This is a genomic window from Empedobacter sp. UBA5036 (assembly GCF_002415215.1).
GTDB classification, from domain to species: Bacteria; Bacteroidota; Bacteroidia; order Flavobacteriales; family Weeksellaceae; genus Empedobacter; species Empedobacter falsenii_B.
Genome location: NZ_DICC01000023.1, coordinates 40,452 through 58,430, shown reverse-complemented (window position 1 = coordinate 58,430; position 17,979 = coordinate 40,452). Strand labels below are relative to the sequence as shown.

18 protein-coding genes are annotated in these 17,979 nt (G+C 32.3%); 7 read left to right on the top strand and 11 right to left on the bottom strand.

Annotated elements, in window-relative coordinates; genetic code table 11:
- The first annotated feature begins 53 nt into the window (after nt 1–53).
- Together B4J88_RS04395 and B4J88_RS04390 are read left to right on the top strand one after the other, a co-directional pair.
- The gene (locus B4J88_RS04395; protein WP_115002126.1) at nt 54–374 is read left to right on the top strand and encodes a hypothetical protein; all 321 of its coding nucleotides are present in this window, start codon (nt 54–56) and stop codon (nt 372–374) included.
- Nucleotides 375–392: 18 nt separating this feature from the next.
- Nucleotides 393–614: a hypothetical protein gene (locus B4J88_RS04390; RefSeq protein WP_291066539.1), complete on the top strand. Its 222-nt coding sequence runs from the start codon at nt 393–395 to the stop codon at nt 612–614.
- Between the two features lie 6 nt (nt 615–620).
- Here B4J88_RS04390 and B4J88_RS04385 read toward each other — a convergent pair whose 3' ends face one another.
- The 3 genes from B4J88_RS04385 to B4J88_RS04375 are packed head-to-tail and all read right to left on the bottom strand — an operon-like array spanning nt 621 to nt 2,336.
- The gene (locus tag B4J88_RS04385) at nt 621–1,082 is read right to left on the bottom strand and encodes a hypothetical protein (protein ID WP_291066537.1); all 462 of its coding nucleotides are present in this window, start codon (nt 1,080–1,082) and stop codon (nt 621–623) included.
- A gap of 11 nt (nt 1,083–1,093) precedes the next feature.
- Nucleotides 1,094–2,152, bottom strand: a complete 1,059-nt coding sequence (locus B4J88_RS04380; RefSeq protein ID WP_115001693.1) for an NAD(P)/FAD-dependent oxidoreductase — start codon at nt 2,150–2,152, stop codon at nt 1,094–1,096.
- A 40-nt stretch (nt 2,153–2,192) separates the two neighbouring features.
- Complete coding sequence (locus tag B4J88_RS04375; protein WP_291066534.1) at nt 2,193–2,336, bottom strand: hypothetical protein; 144 nt, start codon at nt 2,334–2,336, stop codon at nt 2,193–2,195.
- A gap of 144 nt (nt 2,337–2,480) precedes the next feature.
- Here B4J88_RS04375 and B4J88_RS04370 point away from each other — a divergent pair, with 144 nt between their 5' ends.
- Complete coding sequence (locus B4J88_RS04370) at nt 2,481–3,278, top strand: endonuclease/exonuclease/phosphatase family protein (RefSeq protein WP_260392494.1); 798 nt, start codon at nt 2,481–2,483, stop codon at nt 3,276–3,278.
- 65 nt (nt 3,279–3,343) lie between these two features.
- On the opposite strand, the gene B4J88_RS04365 is transcribed toward B4J88_RS04370, so the two are convergent.
- The 8 genes from B4J88_RS04365 to B4J88_RS04330 form a co-directional block, all read right to left on the bottom strand.
- Nucleotides 3,344–3,727 (bottom strand): hypothetical protein, encoded by a 384-nt coding sequence (locus B4J88_RS04365; RefSeq protein WP_115001695.1) that lies wholly within the window; start codon nt 3,725–3,727, stop codon nt 3,344–3,346.
- Nucleotides 3,728–3,803: 76 nt separating this feature from the next.
- Nucleotides 3,804–4,706 (bottom strand): gliding motility protein GldN, encoded by a 903-nt coding sequence (gldN, locus tag B4J88_RS04360; RefSeq protein ID WP_038332933.1) that lies wholly within the window; start codon nt 4,704–4,706, stop codon nt 3,804–3,806.
- Between the two features lie 23 nt (nt 4,707–4,729).
- Nucleotides 4,730–6,298 (bottom strand): GldM family protein, encoded by a 1,569-nt coding sequence (locus tag B4J88_RS04355; protein WP_291066531.1) that lies wholly within the window; start codon nt 6,296–6,298, stop codon nt 4,730–4,732.
- A 51-nt stretch (nt 6,299–6,349) separates the two neighbouring features.
- The gene (gene gldL / locus B4J88_RS04350; protein ID WP_125349619.1) at nt 6,350–7,021 is read right to left on the bottom strand and encodes a gliding motility protein GldL; all 672 of its coding nucleotides are present in this window, start codon (nt 7,019–7,021) and stop codon (nt 6,350–6,352) included.
- Nucleotides 7,022–7,057: 36 nt separating this feature from the next.
- On the bottom strand, nt 7,058–8,497 hold the full coding sequence (gldK, locus tag B4J88_RS04345) for a gliding motility lipoprotein GldK (RefSeq protein WP_414646627.1): 1,440 nt from the start codon (nt 8,495–8,497) through the stop codon (nt 7,058–7,060).
- A gap of 108 nt (nt 8,498–8,605) precedes the next feature.
- Nucleotides 8,606–9,757 carry an arginase family protein gene (locus B4J88_RS04340; RefSeq protein WP_125349620.1) on the bottom strand — a complete coding sequence of 384 codons (1,152 nt, stop codon included), beginning with the start codon at nt 9,755–9,757 and terminating at the stop codon, nt 8,606–8,608.
- Between the two features lie 2 nt (nt 9,758–9,759).
- The gene (topA, locus tag B4J88_RS04335) at nt 9,760–12,294 is read right to left on the bottom strand and encodes a type I DNA topoisomerase (protein ID WP_125349621.1); all 2,535 of its coding nucleotides are present in this window, start codon (nt 12,292–12,294) and stop codon (nt 9,760–9,762) included.
- A gap of 85 nt (nt 12,295–12,379) precedes the next feature.
- Nucleotides 12,380–13,174 carry a hypothetical protein gene (locus B4J88_RS04330; protein ID WP_125349622.1) on the bottom strand — a complete coding sequence of 265 codons (795 nt, stop codon included), beginning with the start codon at nt 13,172–13,174 and terminating at the stop codon, nt 12,380–12,382.
- 122 nt (nt 13,175–13,296) lie between these two features.
- Between B4J88_RS04330 and miaB the strand changes: the two genes are divergently transcribed.
- From miaB to B4J88_RS04310, 4 genes are all read left to right on the top strand, one after another.
- Nucleotides 13,297–14,742: a tRNA (N6-isopentenyl adenosine(37)-C2)-methylthiotransferase MiaB gene (gene miaB, locus B4J88_RS04325; protein WP_125349623.1), complete on the top strand. Its 1,446-nt coding sequence runs from the start codon at nt 13,297–13,299 to the stop codon at nt 14,740–14,742.
- Between the two features lie 219 nt (nt 14,743–14,961).
- On the top strand, nt 14,962–16,233 hold the full coding sequence (locus B4J88_RS04320) for a sigma-54 interaction domain-containing protein (RefSeq protein WP_125349624.1): 1,272 nt from the start codon (nt 14,962–14,964) through the stop codon (nt 16,231–16,233).
- A 1-nt stretch (nt 16,234) separates the two neighbouring features.
- The gene (locus tag B4J88_RS04315; RefSeq protein WP_125349625.1) at nt 16,235–16,744 is read left to right on the top strand and encodes an LptE family protein; all 510 of its coding nucleotides are present in this window, start codon (nt 16,235–16,237) and stop codon (nt 16,742–16,744) included.
- Between the two features lie 23 nt (nt 16,745–16,767).
- Nucleotides 16,768–17,979 (top strand): tetratricopeptide repeat protein, encoded by a 1,212-nt coding sequence (locus tag B4J88_RS04310; protein WP_219034382.1) that lies wholly within the window; start codon nt 16,768–16,770, stop codon nt 17,977–17,979.

The following is a 17,979-nucleotide window of genomic DNA, read 5'->3' as shown; positions in this document are numbered from 1 at the left end:
TAGTATATTGTGAAAGTGTTTTAAAAATAACAATCACCTTTCAATTAATGATTATGAGTAAAATTATTATTGTTCCTATTAATAAAGAAGCTGAATTAAAATTAGATTATGATACAGCTTCTCCAAACGAATTAATCGAAATTAGGTTAAATGAATCAGAATTTAATATTTTATGGAAGAAAGGTGTTTTTGATTTAATTAATCAAACTTGTAATTCAATAATTGACGATTATGAAGACGAAAAAATTAATAATTTAGTTTTAATTGAAAACACTTATAATCAATTGAAGAAAACATATCCTGAATGCGAAAATATTATTAATATATTTCATAAAGCATTAGAACTTAAAACAAGTATTCATTTCTATTTTTAACAATATTTAAAATCACTTATGAAGATAATATTTGATGGCTGGAATGAAGGATTTCAAAAAGTCACTTTAACACATCTACAAATTGACTTACTAAAAATATCATTAAAAGTTGCTAAAAGTAATGTTGACAAATTATTAGATGGACATTCAATAACAATTGATGTTAACGATGAACAATTAGCTTTAACTTTTGTAGAAGAAGCCAAAAATATTAATGTTAATTGTAGAATTTTGCATTGATTTTTTTTAAGGTTTTAAACGATAACTCAAAAAATACAATACAAAACTGATTAAAATCGAAAAAGTTGCTGGCACAAAATAAGCCAATGCGAGATTTTTGGTTGCAATAAAATTAATTGGAAGATTGATTAATCTGAATTGAAAAACTAAAAAACACAATACTACTATAATTACAGACATTTTCCAATCGTAATTGCGTTTATGATTAATTACTGAACATAAAATATACGCCAAAACAATACCTACAAAACTCAAAATTGTTTTCATTGTAGCTAAATGTTTCAGTTTTTCGCTGATTCCGAATTCGTCACTTTTTCTAACCAAAAAGGCAAAATTATCTTTTCCCATTGAATGAATTAATTCAATCAAATCTAATTCAGCCAAGACGTAAAATTGTTGAATTCCTAAAAATAACAAAACGCTTGCTACAAGTTGAATTGCAAATATTTTTATGTCAAATTTTTTCATTCAAAATAGGTTTAAAATCGATCATAGAAACGTGCAATGTTCGCTTCTTTGTCAATTAGTTGATTATTTTCTAAAAAATCGTACAAATCATCCACCATCACAGGCGCTAACATTGTCCCACGCGTTCCCATTCCATTTAGACAAATCAATTGTTGATGCGTTGGATGCGCTCCTATAATTGGACGACGATCCACAACCGTTGGACGAATTGACGCATGTTGTTCCACAACTTCAAAATCATCTTTAAAAAAATTCTGAACACCTTCAACCAAATATTGTTTTGCATCCTCAGTATTTTCATAATTCACATGATCACGATCGTAAGTTGCGCCTACAAAATATTGATTATTTTCTAAAGGCATCAAAAATTCTTTTCCTTTCACAACTGCTTCAGGTAAATTAGCTTCTGTTTTAATTCTCAACACTTCGCCTTTTACACCAATTATAGGTAAATTTTTGAAATAAGGATTGTTCAAAATATTATAACCTTCGGCAAAAATTATTTTAGTTGCTTCGATTTTTTTATAGCTCGTTTGATTATCCTCTAATTTTAATTCATTAAAATCAAAAGTTTCATCAAGAAACAAATCATTTTTGACTAAATAATTTTTAAAATCAGCCAAAAGATTTGTCAAATCAACACGGCCTGTATGCAAAACTTCGCCAGAACCTATCGGAGAATTTATTGAAGAAAAATCATTCAGTTGTTCTGTATCTGTTGCTAAATAATCAATCAAATCTGGATGAGTTGTCGCTTTTTTCAACCACGTTTTTTTCTCTTGTTCGTCATTAAAAATTCTATAAACTGGAAAATTGTAGATATATTTTTTGTTTAATAATTGTTCAAAATCACCAAAAACCTCGCGTAATCTTTCGATTTGTTTTGTCGCATTCCAAACAATTGAAAATCGTTTTAGCACTACAGGATTAAAAATTCCAGCAGCAATTGCCGATGCTTTGTGAAAATGATTATCAATTACCACAAAAGATTTATTTTCTTTCAACAATTTCATCGCCATACAACTCCCTGCAACACCTTGACCAACGATGATATATTCTACTTTTTTCAATTTCTAAAATTTGCTTACAAAGGTAAATAATGTTTCGGTTTTACTTATCTTTATTCTTAAAATCAACCATTTTATGCAAATATTCTATACCATAATTTCTTGCCTTATTCTCCTTTCCGTCATTATTCCATTCATCAAACATACACATTGGACGGTTAGAGTTTTTGATTATCCGCGATTTCAAAAATTTGCTTTGGTAATTGCAACTTGTATTTTATTCATTTTTGTACCAAAAACTTCAATAACAATAAGTCTATTTATTTGCTTAATTTTTACTTCAATTTATTTGCTTTGGGTCATTATTCCTTATTCTCCTTTTGGTAAAAAAATGATTGAACAAGTAACCTTTAAACCAAATGAAAAACCGTTTGATTTACTTGTTTATAATGTTTTGCAAGACAATACGAAATATCAAAATTTGGTTGAATTAATTAAGAAAAGAAATCCTGATATCGTTTTTTTATTGGAAACAAACAACGAATGGATGGAACAAATAAAAGAGGCTACAAACGATTTTGAGTACAAAATAGAAGTTCCGTTAGAAAATACTTATGGATTATTGTTTTACTCTAAATTACCTATAAAATATCAAGAAATTAATTATTTAATCAGCACAGAAATTCCTTCTATCATTGCTGATATCGAATATAATAATCAAATTGTGCGTTTGTATGGTTTACATCCAACTCCGCCAGTTCCGCAAGAAAATGAAGAAAGTGCTGAACGCGATGCTGAGATTTTAACAATTGGCAAACAAGCGAAAGAATATGGAAAAGCGTGTATTGTTTTTGGCGATTTGAATGATGTTGCGTGGAGCAGAACAACACGTTTATTTTTGAAAACTTCGCAACTTTTAGATCCTCGTCGTGGTCGTGGAATGTTCAATACTTTTCATGCGCATCATTGGTTCTTACGTTGGCCTTTGGATCATTATTTTTTGAGTTCGCAGTTTCGATTAATTGATATGATACGAGAACCAAATATTGGTTCGGATCATTTTCCTATCAGTATTCAAGTTGTTTTACGTAGTGATGATGATTCGGGAGAAATGAAATTGGACCGTGAAGAAAAGGCAGAAGTTGAGGAAAAAATAGAGGAAGGAATTGAAAAAGGAGACGCGAATTAGATTTTAGAAAGTTAAATTCTTATAAATACAATACAAAAAAATCCAGTCAAATGACTGGATTTTATTTATTTTAATTCTATCATAACCATTCCAAATAATTCGCCTCTTCTTCCGTAAAGAGCTTCGATTGTTTTATCTTTTTTATACTCAAAAGATTTTAATTGACCTACAGAAATATCATTCAAATCTTTCAATTTCATCGATTCAAATTTACCAGAGTTTCTTTTTATCTGCACACTAAGCTCATCAGTGTTTATCAATAGTTTCTCTCCTTCAAAAGTATTTAATGAATTAATGTAAATGCTCTCTACAAACTCTTTTAAAGTTTTTCTATCTGAGCTTTCATCTAATTTTGTTGTTGTTTTTTTAATAGAGTTCGTTAAAACTTTTTGTTGTCCAAAACTATTAATTGATATTATTAGTAATGATAATAATAAAATATTTTTCATGGCTTTTATTTAATTTGAACTAAAGTTTAAACAAAAAATCCAGTCAAATGACTGGATTCTTTGTTTTGTATTCTGATTAGTAATTCCACATATCAGCTTCTGACTGAATGATAGAATTTCTAATTTTGTGATGTTCTTCTAATTGACCTTTCGCATCATTTGGAATGTAATCATCAATCATTTTCGTTCCATACATTGTTTGAGCTTTGTAAATAATAGAACTAAATCTACGTGCATTTAACATCTCATCATATGTAATTGCCGAATTTGAATTACTTGGATTGAATACCGTTGCATTCACCAAAACATTACGAGCATCTGGATACCAAATCCAGAACAAATCTACGAAAGCTCCGTCAGCAAACTCTGTTCCTAACGATTGCGCATCAGGTCCCATAATTGCTAAACCTAACAAACGATATTTTAATTCTCCTAAACGACGGTCGATGTACCATAGACCTTTCGTTTTTACCATTTTGATATCGTCAGATTTAATTTTATAATTAAAAATAGCAGCTTCATCAGGAGTTTCTCCAGCAGCTTTCATATCGTAGTAATACTGTTGTGTATCTTTCTTCTCATTACGAGCCATAATTTGCTCATAACTCATTTTAGTTTGAAAGTACTCATCGTCGTAAACTTCTCTAATCTTTTTGCTACGAACTCCGTCAACCAATACATCGTATAATGATTTAGAATTTTGCACTAACTCATCACCAGATCTATAATAAGGTTGATTTAGACGCTCATTCAAATCAATTACTTCCCATACAACTTTCGACCATAAAACATCTTTATCTTCGATAAAGCCATATTTCATAGGATCTTGAGCCGTACTTACTGTATCTCCAGCTTCATCAACTCTTGTTTTATTTTCGCGGTCTTTTCTTAACTGTTCTGGCGAAACAGCATTAAGAACATTTTGCGCCATTGTAAGAGTTGAGAAAAAACTCATTAAACCAAACAAAAGATACTTCATATTTTAAATTTTTACTTTTTAAATTATTGTACTTGAATTGCGATAGATGATGCTTCTCCAGTTGCTCCAGAATTTGTACGATATTTAATATCGAACACACCAATAATATCACCTTTTTTCGCTTTCGAAATAACTCCAGCCGCTCCTGACATTTTATTTCCAGAAACACGAGCCGTTGCCTGACCAGGAACTTTTACATTGAAAGATGTTACTTCACCCGAAATTGGGAATAAGAAATCTGGCCAATCTACGCGAATTGTTTGTGCTGCAATTCCATTATCTGGAATAGCTGGACTTGTATTTCCTAAGATTACACCACGTGCTGGTGGAACTGGTTTGATACGGAACGTTTCTTTTACTGACAATGTTTTTCCTGAGCTTGCTCTCGCAGATGCAGTAAACACTACTTCGCTTCCTCCTCCAGGAGTATAATTCCATTTATTAGCTCCAGCAGAAGAAGGACTTCCAGAAGAAGCACTTAAACTAACAGGTCCGTTTGCACCGTTAATTGTTGCTGAAATTGGATTAGATACTCCACGATAAACTACACGTAAATTATCTGCAACAATAGAACCTCCTGTTGGATCTTTTTCAATAATCTCAGCAGCTTTTTTATCTAATGTTTGTGCAACAACTTGATAAGTTGAAGGTGCTATGGCTACCGTTTTCGTTTTTCCATTCGATACGTATGTAATGTTACCTGTTAATTGATGCATACCAACTGCAGATGTATTCAGCTTAATAGATGCTTTACCATCAACAACAGTAGCAGAACCAACACTTGTAGAAACAGAACCTTTGATTGAATTATCGTAAGCTCCTAAAACTACATTAAGAACAGCTTCATCTCCGACTTTAACAACACCTGGAGATAAGAATAAACCTTGGAAAGCATCCAATTCGATTTTTTCTTCTAATTTACCAGATAATAATGCTCTCACTAAGTTACCTTCTTCTGTACGAGCATCCATTTGCATTTTCGATAAATTCGTTAAAGAAGCAACCATTGGTTGATCATAGAATTTTTCTTGCATCCAACTTTGTTTCTTCGATTTTGGAGTTGTTCCAAAAAATTCGTTGATACGAGCTTCCGCATTTTTAGCATCAGGACTTTGTTTTGCAAAAGTCATTAAGAAATTTCTGAAACCATCAATTTTGTTTGTAAACTCTTGTGCTTTCTCATTTCCTTTGTCACCTCCTTTTCCTTTAAAGAATAAAGATACAACAGGCTCTGTATTAGACAATGCATTGTAATCTGTATCTTCTGCTCCAGAAACAAAATCAGCACCAGCTAATTCTTTTTTCAATCCATCGATATAAGCAACAAAATCATTTGTTTGCTTTTTAACTTCTGCAGCCTCAGCTTGAGTTTTTGCATAAGTTGGATCATCCTTCGCTTTTAGATCAATTTGACCATAGAAGGTATCGTTATTTGTTTTCGTTAAAGTCGTTGTTGACTCTAAAGAAGTATTTATCGTTTCGAAAGATCTCAACACCTCACGATCCACGTTCAAAGCCATCATTGCAATGAACACGAGATACATCAGGTTGATCATCTTCTGACGTCCGGTTAGTCTACCACCTCCTGCCATAATAATTTATAGAATTAATGAATAATTAGTTTAATTTATCGGAGCAATGTATTAGTTGTTTTTCATTGCAGAAAGCATACCTCCGTATACTTTGTTTAATGCATTAATGTTAGCAGAAAGCTCTTGCATTTCTTTCAAGAATTGCTCTGAACTACCTGAAGATTTTTGCATTTCTTCGATAAATTGTTTATTTAATTCTACTTGTTTTTGGCTATTTACAATTTGCTCAGCATATACAGCATTTAATTGGCTGATGTTAGTTGATGCTTTTGCAATTTCGTTGCTATATTGTTCTGTTGAAGCGACAGCTGATGTTGTTGTGTTTAATTCGTTAACAGCTGAACCAAATTTGTCTAAAGAACCACGTAATCTTTCGAAAACTTCTTTATCTAATTTTGCATCTGCTAATACTTTGTCTAACTCAGCAGTTAAATTATTTCCTGCAGTTGCAACAGCAGCAGTTTTTCTTTGTACTGGTTCTCCATTTAATAATTCTGGATAAGCTTTTTCCCATTCATAGCTTCCTTGAGGTTTATCGAAAAATGCTGAATAAAAGAAGACGAATGCTTCAGCTACTAATCCGATTGTTAAGATTAAATTGGCTGATATTGGTCCTAAATTCGTGTGCGTAATTTTACATAATGCCCCGATAATTACTACTGCGGCAAAGAAATTATACAAAAAATTTGTAAGACGTTCTTGTTTTGAAGCTTGTACTGCCATAAGAGTGCTTTTTATTAAATTGTTTTATTAATTAGGTTATTTGGTTTTTCTAAAATTTACTTTTGATCCTTCTGGGAAAGATTGAACTGTACGGAATCCGATGAAACTTCTTGCAGAATCTTTGTGTTCCCAATCTCTTGCTGAAGTCATTAATAAATATCCAACATCTTTCCAAGATCCTCCTCTTACACTTCTATTTACTTCTCCAGACATTGTAATTGACGGATTAAGTGATGAAGACATTGTATAAGATGATCTGTTATACGGAGAACTTGTCCATTCAGCTACGTTACCAGCCATGTCATAAAGACCATATCCATTCGCACGGAATGTTTTTATAGGAGCCGTATACATGTAACCAGTTTTCTTGCCATCGTTGATTTCTAAATAATCTCCACGTTTTGGTTTGAAGTTCGCTAGATAACAACCTCTATCATCTGTTAAATAAGGACCTCCCCAAGGATAAGGTGCATTTTCTAAACCACCTTTCGCTGCGTATTCCCACTCAATTTCTGTTGGTAAACGGTAACTAATAACTTTTACTTGACTTCCTCTTTTCTTTTTATTATTCAATGCTGTGTTATGATATCTTGTGCGGAAATCACAAAAAGCTGTTGCTTGATTCCAGTTAACACCTACAACAGGATAATTTGCATAAGCTTTATGCCAAAAATAGTCTTGGTGCATTGGATCATTGTACGAATAGTTGAAATCTCTTACCCAAACTGTTGTATCAGGATAAATGTTTAAACTAAATTCTTTACGAAAATCTACACGGAAAGTACCACGTTTTTTTGCTGCAGCAGTTTGATCAACTGTCACATAAGAATAGTTTAATTTACGCGTATCAATACGTCTTTCTCCATTCATACGCTCTTCTGGAGGATAATATAATCCTTCCATAACCTCAGCATAATCTACATCTGGATATTTGTATTTATCCCACTCCAAACGCTGTTTCCAATTTAATTTCTTTGCATCTAAAGATTGACCATCACGACCTGTATTACTGTTTTTAATATATTCATCATATGGCGTCCCTTGTCCATCTTGTGAACCAGAAATATATGCATAATCACCAATACCTCCTGCTCCATTATTTGGATTCATAGGGTCAAAACCTAAAGTTTCTGCCTTGTTTGCCAAAGCAGTACGAGCGATAGAATCTTTTACATAATTTACAAAATACTGATACTCAGAGTTTGTAATCTCTGTATCATCCATAAAGAAACCTGTAACAGTAACCGTTTTTACTGGAGCATCATTTGTTTTTGTAAAATCGTAATCGGTTTGTCCTAAAACAAACGATCCACTCGGAATCGGAACCATTCCTTTTGGACGAACTGGCGTCCAAGCCGAAGATGTTTTCGAAACTATTTGTCCATCATTTCTATCACTACTCCCTCTGTTCTTCAACATTTTACATGATGATAAAGAAAGAGATAGCAACAATGCACTTACCAAAATTCTATTCATTCTGTTATAGATTTATTTTTATACAGGTTTTATACTTTTAGTTCTCAATTAATAAGGCTACAAATTAAGGCAATTTATTAATTGATTTTTAAAATTGTTCTTTATTTTTTAATAAAATTTTTTGAAATATTTCCACCACCTATTCGGTATTTCTCCATTCAAGGCTTGCTCATAATCTTTTTCTGAACACGGAATAATTTCAAATTTTCGCTCTCCATCAACAGTGTTATCAACTTCTATCCACAATTGATTGGTTAATATATTTCGGTAAAAAATATAATTGTATCCTTCTGTAGGAACAAAAATTTTCTCAAAATATTGTGTATCCTCAAAACTTTTTATCTCTGGACGGTGATTTTTTCCATCAATAAAATACCAAATCATCTGCGAAATTAATAGATGATCTAATTTTTTATAATTTTCGATATAATCACAAACGTAAAGTGAAGTCAATTTATTGCTGAAACCTAAATATCTTGTTAACGCACAAATTTCGCGTGAAGTAAATCCATTTGGCGTCATATTTTTTGAAGAAGAGAAATCCGAACCTTGTAAACTCGATAAATTAAGCAAAGCCGCATTTGCATCTCTCGAATAAGGTTCTATTTCTTTTACATTTTCAGAAATCACACCCAAACGAACAGCATCAAAATTTAACTGATCTAACAAATCTAATTTTTCTTGAGCAACAAAATACGTTTGAAAACCGATATTCGTATAATCCAATAAATTGAAAGGCTCATTCGAAATAATTTTTGTTAAATAATTATTTTCTGTTGTTTGTGCTTCATCTTTTCCTAATCGTAATTTATGATCGATTGTTAAGTAATAAACTTTATCAACAATTTCGTCATAAGCACGATATTGTTGATAACCTAAACTTGGGTTTCCACCCAAAATAACAACAACATATCCATCACGAATTAATCCGTTGGTAACTTCTCTAAAAACTTTTTCGGTTTCGGCTTTATCATCATAATAAACAACATCGCCAAAATCGTACAAATCTATCGACCAATTTCCCATTTGCAATTCGTACAATTGTGTACGAACAAGGCTAAAATCTACATCTTCGATCAAATCTTTTTGTTTCGAACGAGATTCTGTCACACCAATAATCGCAATTTTATCGTTCGATTTTTCATCGCTTTCGATAACATCTTCGCGAAATTTTATAGCTTGTCCTAACGCAAAAGAATTACAAGATTTAGCAAAATCTTGTAATTCTTCAGAAACGGGTTTTAAAAAGTCGTTGTACATTATTACTTTTTAGTCGTTGTTTTTTTAGTTGTCGTTTTCTTCGCAGTTGTCTTTTTTGCAGGCGCTTTTTTAGTCACTGCTTTCTTTTTAGGTTTCGCAGCTTCTATTAATTTTTCAACCTCAGCCAAAGTCAACGCTTCTGGATTCGTCTCTTTCGATAACTCAACTTTTATTTTTCCTTGAATCAAATTATAACGTCCCCAACGCGCTTTCTCTAATCGAATTTCCTGTTCTGACCATTCGCGAACAACACGTTCAGATTCTTTACGTTTTTTATCTTCAATCAATTCGATAATATCAGCTTGAGATAAATGATCGAAATCGTATTTTTTCGGAACATTAATAAACCATTCATTCCATTTGATAAATGGTCCAAAACGTCCTTTTCCTTTTGTTACATCATACCCTTCGTATTGTGCAATCGGTGCATCAGCTTTTAATTTTTCTTCGATTAATTCTACTGCACGATCAAATGATAAATCCATTGGATCTTCCTCTTTCGGAATCGAAATATATTTATCATCAAATTTCACATAAGGTCCAAAACGTCCAATATTCACTTCTACTTCGTGCGCTTTATACTCACCTAAAGTTTTTGGTAATTCGAACAATTTCATTGCCTCTTCTAAGGTAATATTATGAATAGATTGATGTTTTTGAAGACTTGCAAAGCGAGGTTTTTCTTCATCTTCTGCTTCACCAATCTGAATCATTGGCCCAAAACGTCCAATACGTGCATGCACTTTTTTACCCGATACAGGATCAATTCCTAATTCGCGTTCTCCAGTTGCACGATCAGCATTTTCTTGAACATCTTCTACAACATGATGAAATTTCGTATAAAATTCATCAATCATTTTTGTCCAATTCAATTTACCTTCCGCAATATCATCAAAACTATTTTCGACACGCGCTGTAAAATCGTAATCCATCACATTCGTAAAATAATCAACCAAGAAATCATTTACCACAATTCCGATATCAGTTGGCATTAATTTGCGACGATCAGCTCCAAAAATTTCTTTTTGTTGAACTTTTTTGATTTGATTATCGATTAGCGTTAAGGTATTATATTTTCGTTCTTGACCATCCAATTCCCCAACTTCCACATAGCCTCTATTCTGGATTGTAGAAATCGTTGGCGCATAAGTTGATGGACGACCAATTCCTAATTCTTCTAATTTTTTTACCAAAGATGCTTCTGTATAACGAGCCGAAGGACGAGAAAAACGTTCAGTACCGTTTATTTCATCTGCTTTCAATTGCTCATTTACTTTTACACTTGGTAATAATACTTTATCATCATCAGCATCTTCGTCGTCAAACGATTCTTGATATACTTTTAAGAAACCATCAAACACAATTACTTCTCCTTTCGCTTGGAAAATAAAGTTGTTTTTGTTGTTATCAATATCAATAATAGTTCGTTCCAATTCTGCATTTGCCATTTGAGAAGCAACTGTACGTTTCCAAATTAATTCGTACAATTTTCGCATAGAATCGTCTGCATTTATTGAATGATTTTCGAAATGCGTTGGACGAATCGCTTCGTGCGCTTCTTGTGCAGATGAATTTTTGTTTTTATATTTTCTTATCTCAACATATTTGTTTCCGTAAGCAGATTCTATCTCAGCTTTTACTGCTGTTAATGCATCATCAGACAAATTCACACTATCTGTTCTCATATATGTGATATGTCCAGATTCGTATAATTGTTGTGCGACACGCATCGTTCTTGAAACTGAAAAACCTAATTTACGAGATGCTTCTTGTTGCAAAGTTGATGTTGTAAATGGTGCTGAAGGTGTACGCTTTGCTGGTTTCTTTTGTAAATCATTTACTTTAAAATCTGCTCCAACACATGTTTCTAAGAAATCTTCGGCTTCTTTTAACGTAGAAAATTCTTTTGTTAAAACTGCTTTTAATGTTCTTCCCTCATTTGTTTCGAAAATTGCAATGAATTTATATGACGAAACTGGAACAAAATTTTGAATTTCTTTTTCACGTTCAACAATTAATCGAACAGAAACTGATTGAACACGACCTGCAGATAAGCCTGGTTTGATTTTTTTCCATAAAATTGGCGACATTTCGAAACCAACTAATCTGTCCAAAACACGACGAGCTTGTTGTGCATCAACCAAATTCTCATCAATTTGACGTGGATTTTCTACCGCACGTTGAATCGCTTTTTTTGTAATTTCATTAAAAACAATACGTTTTGTATCTTTCTTTTCTAATCCAAGAACGTGATACAAATGCCAAGAAATTGCTTCTCCTTCGCGGTCCTCATCGGATGCTAACCAAATTGTTTGGGCTTTCGAAGACAATTTTTTCAGTTTACTTACAACCTCCTTTTTATCAGGTGTTACTTCGTATATTGGCTTATAATGATTCTCGATTTCGATTCCCATTCCTTTCTTTGGTAAATCGACCACGTGACCAAAACTTGATTCCACGATAAAATCATCACCTAAAAAACCTTGAATGGTTTTAGCTTTTGCTGGGGACTCAACAATAACGAGATTTTTAGACATATTGTTTTCTTAAAAAATTTCTGCAAAATTAATAACAAAAAAATGAAGCAGCCAAAAATGATTTTCAACTGCTTCATAATTTTGTCTATTTCATGTAAGGATTATCCTTGTAAATATCTGTTCCTATTTGGTCTATTTCTGATTGTTCATTGTCTTCTGTTCCTATAACTGTTTCATATAAAACATATGTAGCAATATAAATTAGAGGCATTGCTACTAATAATCCAACTCCACAAGCAAGTACGCCTAAAATTGCAACTCCAAAACAAGCCAAACAAAAAACAAATGCTGATCCGAAGTTTTTAAATAAAATACTTACACTTGATTTTATAGCTTCCGTTGTAGTAAAACTTGTAAACAATACAAAAGGAATTGCTAGTATTGATGTAACATAGAAAATAAATCCAGGTACAATACATAATAAAATACCTATGAATCCTAAAAATTGAACAGCTAAATATGTTGTAAAAATCACACCAAATTTTCCATCTTTATAATGAACAAACAAATCTGAAAAATCAGGATTTTGATGTTTATTAAATTTTTTAGCCATTGTCAAAATACTTACTGTAATCGGTGCTAAAGCTGCTGCAACTACAATACTAACAATATTACTCACCCACGCTAAAGGAGATGATGCTTCTGCAAACACTTCATTTAAATCAGATGGATCATTAATAACCATAGTTGGTGCTGAAATGATTAATCCTAAGAAGAAATTAATCATGAAACTAATTGCGAATGTTATTACAATTGCAAGAATTGCATATAAAGCGATTCCTGAAAAAATTTCCCATGATTTTGAAAAAATATCGCCAACGTTTATATTTACTCCTCGTTGTTTAATTTCTTCTATTCTTTGTCTAATTCTATCATCCATAGTTTTATATTTTTTTAGATTTCCTCAAATCTACAAAATGTTAATAAAATGCAAAAGAAAATTTTACTGCCAATATGTCACATAGATTTATTATTTTTGCACGATAAAATATCCATTTTAGAATGCATACAGAAGAAAAACATATAGATGAAGCAAGACAAGGAGAGGCTTTGATGACTGCTCCTACTCGTAATGCAACAAAGAAATTATTCTTAGAAAGTTACGGATGTCAAATGAATTTCTCGGATAGTGAAATTGTTGCATCTATTCTAAATAACGAAGGTTATCAAACCACTCAAAAAGTTGACGAAGCAGATTTAATTCTTTTAAACACTTGTTCTATTCGTGAAAAAGCGGAACAAACAGTTCGTAAACGTTTAGGAACTTTAAACGCAATCAAAAAACAAAATCCAAGTCTTAAAATTGGAGTTTTAGGTTGTATGGCGGAACGTTTGAAACATAAATTCTTAGAAGAAGAACATTTAGTAGATATCGTTGTAGGACCAGATGCTTACCGCGATTTACCAAACTTAATCAACGATGTAGAAGATGGTCGTGATGCGGTAAACGTACAATTATCAAAAGAAGAAACATATGCCGAAATTTCTCCTGTTCGTTTAGGTGGAAATGGCGTTACAGCCTTTGTTACGATTACTCGTGGCTGTGATAACATGTGTACATTCTGTGTTGTTCCTTTTACGCGTGGTCGTGAGCGTTCTCGTGATCCTCACTCAATCTTGAATGAATGTAAAGAATTAGCAGAATCTGGTTACAAAGAAATTACACTTTTAGGTCAAAATGTCGATTCATATTTATGGTATGGTGGAGGACCAAAAAAAGATTTCAAAAATGCAACTGATATTCAGAAAGCGACTGCTGTAGATTTTGCTCAATTATTAGACATGGTTGCTACGCAGTTTCCTAACATTCGTTTACGTTTTTCAACTTCTAATCCACAAGATATGGAAGAAGGCGTATTGCAAATGATGGCGAAACACAAAAATATTTGTAAATACATTCACTTACCTGTTCAATCGGGTTCTACTACTGTCTTAGCACGTATGAATCGTCAACATACTCGTGAAGAATATTTCGAATTGATTGATAAAATTCGACGTATCGTTCCAGATTGTGCTTTATCTCACGATATGATTGCAGGTTTCTGTGGCGAAACAGAAGAAGAACATCAAGATACATTATCGTTAATGGAATATGTGAAATATGATTTCGGTTATATGTTCGCTTATTCTGAGCGTCCAGGAACGCCAGCGCACAAAAAAATGCCTGATGATGTTTTACCAGAAGATAAAAAACGTCGTTTACAAGAAATCATCGAAATGCAACAAAAACACTCTGCAGAGCGTATGAATAGTTATGTTGGAAAAACTCATGAAGTTTTGATTGAAGGAAACTCTAAACGTGACGAAAATTTCTGGTACGGACGTAATACACAAAACGCGGTTTTAGTTTTCCCTAAAGTAGAAGGAACTAAAATAGGAGATTTTGTAAACGTAAAAGCAAATAGCTGTACAACGGCTACTTTGATTGGTGAAATGATAGAAGGATAAACAATCAATCCGTCAATTGTATACTAAAAATAAAATTCGTCAATTCGAGTGATTTTTATAAATGAAATGATTAAAAATTGTATCGAGAATAGAATTTTAATAGTTTAAAACCTTTTTCTCGATACAAAATTCTAAAGAATTTTACTCGAAATGACGGTTTTAATAAGACAATAATTGAAATTTGATAGATCATTTTTCAAAAACCTAAAAAATAAAAAAATGGATTCTTTACAAACTATCAAACAACGTTTTGGAATCATTGGAAATAATATAGCCTTGAATCGTGCTTTAGAAAAGGCGATTCAGGTTGCACCTACAGACATTTCTGTTCTTGTTATCGGAGAAAGTGGTGTAGGTAAAGAATTTATTCCGAAAATTATTCACAATCAATCTGCACGCAAACACAACAATTATATTGCAGTGAACTGTGGTGCGATTCCAGAAGGAACAATCGATTCTGAATTATTTGGACACGAAAAAGGTGCTTTTACAGGCGCTACACAAACACGTAAAGGTTATTTTGAAGTAGCAGATGGTGGAACTATTTTCTTAGATGAAGTTGGTGAATTGCCTTTAGCTACACAAGTGCGTTTATTGCGTATTTTAGAGTCGGGTGAATTTATGAAAGTTGGTTCTTCGGAACTTCAAAAAACAAATGTTCGTGTTGTTGCTGCAACGAATGTAAAATTGAAAGAAGCTGTTGAAAAAGGTAAATTTCGTGAAGATTTATATTATCGATTAAATACAGTTCAAATTGATATTCCTGCTTTGCGCGAGCGTAAGGAAGATATTAATTTATTGTTCCGAAAATTTGCTTCAGATTTTGCAAATAAATACAGAATGCCGCATATTGAGCTTTCTCCAGAAGCCCAAAATTATATTGCGAATTATCCTTGGCCGGGAAATGTGCGTCAATTAAGAAATTTTGCTGAACAAGTTTCTGTTGTGGAAAAAGACCGTGTGATTTCGTTAGAAAAAATCATGGAATTATTACCCAATAATTCAACAATGTTGACGGTAACAAATAAATCGAAAGATGGAAGTTCTTCTGATTTTATGGAACGTGAATTATTGTTCAAAGTTTTATTGGACATGAAAAAAGATTTGAACGATTTACGTGCTTTAACATTAGATTTAATCAAACACAAAGATGTTGAAGATTTTAATGGCAATACACAAGAATTGATTCAGCGCGTTTATCAAGATCAAAACGAACCAGAAGAAGATTTTGTGCCAAGTCAATATAATTTGGTTCCAACGAAATCTGCTCCAATTACACCAAATTATCAACAATCGCAATACGATTATTCGAACGATGTATATGATGTAAGTCCAATCGAAGAACCAGAATCTCTTTCGTTGCAAGATAATGAAAAGGAAATGATAAAATTGGCGTTGGAAAAACACAAAGGAAAACGTAAAATGGCGGCTGACGAATTGGGAATTTCTGAGCGAACATTGTACCGAAAAATCAAACAATATCATTTGTAATATGAACAAAATAAAACTATTCGTCCTTAGTATTTTTGCTATTTTTAGTTTAACAGGATGTATAAAATATTCACTTTCGGGAGCAGCAATTCAACCAGATTGGAACACAATTTATGTGGCAACTTTTCCGAATTACGCACCTCAACAAAATCCTACTTTGAGTCAAGATTTAACGATTGCGATTCAAGATATTTTTAGAAGTAGAACGAAGTTAAAGTTAAATTCGAATGAAAATTCTGACTTAATTATCGAAGGTGAAATTACGGGATACGATGTTGTTCCAGAAGCAATTCAATCAAATGATATTGCGGCAAAAAACCGTTTGACGATTTATGTAAAAGTTCGATACATCAACAATAAAGACGAATCAAAAAGTTATGACAGAACATTTTCTGCTTTCCAATTATATGACGGAAATGCAATGTTAAGCGCTGTAGAATCGTCAATTGTTCCTTTAATTATTGATGATATTCGCGACCAAGTTTTTGCGTCTATTGCGATGGATTGGTAAAAAAATAACCTTATATTTGAGCAATGACCAGAATTGAATATTTAGTAGCACATCCGTACGAAGTTGAGAAATCGGACATTCCACTTCTTAAAAAAGAGGTAGAAAAATATCCGTATTTCTACACATTGCGCGCTTTATTACTTTATGGTTTAAAAAAGGAAAATCATCCTTCTTTTGAGGATTATTTGAACAAAACTTCAATTCACAGTAGCAATCGTGTCGATTTGTATCATTACATCAATTCAGAACCAATTCAAAAAGAAATTCAAACAAAAACTGAAACTATTTCTCCTGAAATGGAAGAAGAAATAATGGAAGAATTAGTTGAAAACGAAATTATTTCTGAACCAATTTTAGAAAATTCTACTTCTGAAATCATCGAAAACAATAACGAAACAGTTGAAGTTATTGATGAAATCATTGAAGAAAAAGAAGAAGAATTAAACCAAGAAATTGAAGTTGTTTCTGAAACTAATTCAGAAGAAATCAATGAAGATATTGTAGACGAAATGATCGAAAATGATACAGAAGAATCTGAATTGAGAACAGATCATGTTGTTGATATTATTTCGGATGAAGAATTGAACGAAGTTGCTGAAATCACGAATAAAGTTGTGGTAGAAAATAATTCGAAAGAAGAAAATTTAACTTCTGAGAATGATATCGAAAATGCTGTTCAACAAACTTCTGGAATTGAAATTATTGAATCTGAACCTCAGCAGGTAATTGAAACAATTGAAGATAATCAGGAAGAAGAAATTATAGAAGGATTGTCTGAAAATGCGGAGGTAATTGAAGAATCTGAACCTGAAACGATTGAAGAAAAAGTAGAAATCATTGAAAATAATTCGGATGATTCGACGTTCTCTTTTTCGGATTGGTTGAAGAAAGTTCCTTCTCAATCAAAAACTCAACAAGAGATTGAGGAAGAGCAAGAAATTGCAGAAAGAGAAATAAAATATAAGTTGATTGATGACTTTTTGGAAAAAAATCCGAAAATCGTTCCGATGAAAAAAACGGATATTACACCAGTTAACACACCATCAAATTTCGTTCAGAATACGGAAGAATATTCGGATTTGATGACCGAAACTTTGGCTCAAATTTATATTGAGCAAAAAAAATATGATAAGGCAATTAAAGCTTATAAGATATTAATTTTGAAATATCCAGAAAAAAATAGTTTATTTGCAAATCGAATTAAAGAAATTGAAAATTTAAAAAACTCTAAATAA

Excerpts from the sequence above, each read along its gene's own strand:
- B4J88_RS04320 (WP_125349624.1), top strand. The coding sequence starts at position 14,962 with ATGGATTCTTTACAAACTATCAAACAACGTTTTGGAATCATTGGAAAT.
- gldL (WP_125349619.1), bottom strand. The coding sequence starts at position 7,021 with ATGGCAGTACAAGCTTCAAAACAAGAACGTCTTACAAATTTTTTGTAT.
- B4J88_RS04310 (WP_219034382.1), top strand. The coding sequence starts at position 16,768 with ATGACCAGAATTGAATATTTAGTAGCACATCCGTACGAAGTTGAGAAA.
- B4J88_RS04385 (WP_291066537.1), bottom strand. The coding sequence starts at position 1,082 with ATGAAAAAATTTGACATAAAAATATTTGCAATTCAACTTGTAGCAAGC.
- B4J88_RS04395 (WP_115002126.1), top strand. The coding sequence starts at position 54 with ATGAGTAAAATTATTATTGTTCCTATTAATAAAGAAGCTGAATTAAAA.
- gldN (WP_038332933.1), bottom strand. The coding sequence starts at position 4,706 with ATGAAGTATCTTTTGTTTGGTTTAATGAGTTTTTTCTCAACTCTTACA.
- B4J88_RS04330 (WP_125349622.1), bottom strand. The coding sequence starts at position 13,174 with ATGGATGATAGAATTAGACAAAGAATAGAAGAAATTAAACAACGAGGA.
- B4J88_RS04365 (WP_115001695.1), bottom strand. The coding sequence starts at position 3,727 with ATGAAAAATATTTTATTATTATCATTACTAATAATATCAATTAATAGT.
- B4J88_RS04390 (WP_291066539.1), top strand. The coding sequence starts at position 393 with ATGAAGATAATATTTGATGGCTGGAATGAAGGATTTCAAAAAGTCACT.
- B4J88_RS04315 (WP_125349625.1), top strand. The coding sequence starts at position 16,235 with ATGAACAAAATAAAACTATTCGTCCTTAGTATTTTTGCTATTTTTAGT.
- B4J88_RS04355 (WP_291066531.1), bottom strand. The coding sequence starts at position 6,298 with ATGGCAGGAGGTGGTAGACTAACCGGACGTCAGAAGATGATCAACCTG.
- miaB (WP_125349623.1), top strand. The coding sequence starts at position 13,297 with ATGCATACAGAAGAAAAACATATAGATGAAGCAAGACAAGGAGAGGCT.
- topA (WP_125349621.1), bottom strand. The coding sequence starts at position 12,294 with ATGTCTAAAAATCTCGTTATTGTTGAGTCCCCAGCAAAAGCTAAAACC.
- B4J88_RS04370 (WP_260392494.1), top strand. The coding sequence starts at position 2,481 with ATGATTGAACAAGTAACCTTTAAACCAAATGAAAAACCGTTTGATTTA.
- B4J88_RS04340 (WP_125349620.1), bottom strand. The coding sequence starts at position 9,757 with ATGTACAACGACTTTTTAAAACCCGTTTCTGAAGAATTACAAGATTTT.
- gldK (WP_414646627.1), bottom strand. The coding sequence starts at position 8,497 with ATGAATAGAATTTTGGTAAGTGCATTGTTGCTATCTCTTTCTTTATCA.